Below are 507 nucleotides of genomic sequence, written 5' to 3'. Positions count from 1 at the left end.
TTTATGTGTCAACATATCAGCTATGTACACTGGTTTAGGAAAATTGTCTATTCAATCTGAAAAATGGCGTTCTGGGGTTGTCATGTTCTTAAATGTAAAGTTTTGTTACGAGATTCAACATTTCTGAGTTTCTATCTCCCGACGATTGAGAAGCGGTAACTTATAAACGAGAATCGTCTTTATTAATTGTAAGAGTTCTTGCGGTTTTTGGTCGGGGGTTAATTCTTGCCTCACTCTTTGGATTAATTTTCGGGTACTATCAATAGCTTTTGCTTTAGATAGGGTGATTAATTGCACTGTGGCTAAACCAGAAATGTTGAATCTCGTAACAAAACTTTACATTTAAGAACATGACAACCCCAGAACGCCATTTTTCAGATTAGACCTCTTGCATAATTTTTTTATGGTATAATATAAGGTTTTGCTTTTTTCTCAATTCTTAGATTGAAGTGGAAAAAAGAATAAAATGTGATCTTAGGTCAGGAAATCATCTATAATTTTGCTATG

At 33.7% G+C, this 507-nt stretch carries 1 pseudogene; it reads right to left on the bottom strand.

Annotated features, from left to right (window positions below):
- Positions 1 to 126: 126 nt before the first annotated feature.
- Positions 127 to 309, bottom strand: a pseudogene (locus tag MiAbW_RS19260) (DUF2887 domain-containing protein); the annotation flags it as partial.
- Positions 310 to 507 lie beyond the last annotated feature (198 nt).

The sequence above is a fragment of the Microcystis aeruginosa NIES-4325 genome (assembly GCF_008974145.1).
GTDB lineage: Bacteria > Cyanobacteriota > Cyanobacteriia > Cyanobacteriales > Microcystaceae > Microcystis > Microcystis aeruginosa_G.
This window is presented reverse-complemented; position numbering and strand designations above follow the sequence as displayed.